General features: G+C 42.7%; 1 protein-coding gene. It reads left to right on the top strand.

The window, feature by feature from the left end:
* A partial coding sequence (locus A3751_RS15025; RefSeq protein ID WP_156492497.1) for an EAL domain-containing protein occupies positions 1-544 on the top strand: 544 nt, incomplete at both ends.

Genomic DNA, 544 nt, shown 5'->3' with positions numbered 1-544 from the left:
AGCAAGCCGATTACCTTTCAAGGTAAAGAGTTTAAGTTTGGCGCGTCTATCGGTGTCAGTCTCTTCCCAAATGATGGGGAAGAGGTTGAACAACTGATTAAGTATGCGGATGCAGCAATGTATCAAGCAAAAGAAACCGGTAAGTGCAGATACACTTTTTACTCTTCTGAGTTAGATCAGAAGAACCAACACAAACAGCGAATAAGGTCGTTGCTAAGAAGCGCCATTGATAACGATGAGTTCTTTCTTGAATATCAACCGAAGATAAGTTTGTCGGGTGATCAGGAAACGATCGGCGCTGAGGCGTTGATCCGCTGGAAAAACAATGAATTTGGAATGATCCCCCCGGATGAATTTATTCCGGTGGCAGAAGAAAGCGATATTATCATTCAGATAGGTAACTGGGTGATTGAGCAAGCGTTTGCTGTAACCTACGATTTGAATGTTCGTAGACGCGTTAAACCTTTAAAAATGGNGATTAATCTGTCGCCTGTTCAGTTGCACTCAGAGGCCTTATTACCGTTTATTCGACAGCAAGTCGAAA

This window comes from Oleiphilus sp. HI0080 (assembly GCF_001635135.1).
This window is presented reverse-complemented; position numbering and strand designations above follow the sequence as displayed.